The sequence below is a fragment of the Affinundibacterium seohonense genome (assembly GCF_014284305.1).
Classification (GTDB): Bacteria; Pseudomonadota; Gammaproteobacteria; order Burkholderiales; family Burkholderiaceae_D; genus Undibacterium; species Undibacterium seohonense.
Genome location: NZ_JACOFW010000149.1, coordinates 1 through 239, shown reverse-complemented (window position 1 = coordinate 239; position 239 = coordinate 1). Strand labels below are relative to the sequence as shown.

General features: G+C 54.4%; 1 protein-coding gene. It reads right to left on the bottom strand.

Features of this window, described 5'->3' with window-relative positions; translation table 11 throughout:
• Positions 1-239, bottom strand: a 239-nt coding sequence (locus H8K52_RS20940) for a hypothetical protein (protein WP_186924827.1), incomplete at both ends; no start/stop codon positions are given.

Sequence of the window (239 nt, the reverse complement as noted above, 5' to 3'; positions counted from 1 at the left end):
GATCGTTGGTTGATCGTTGTCGATGATACCGCCGTTACCTGTCACGCCACCAACAACCAATGGCAGTGTTTCTGGTGACGCGGAATCGACGACACTGTCGTTGATTGTGGCGACGGTGACCGTGAAGCTGGTCACGCCACTTGGCACGATCAAATTGCCGCCAACTAAGGTCACGCCATTACTGAACGTTGGTGTGGTGTTGTAATCACTACCGGCTGTCGCTGTACCACCGCCTAAGC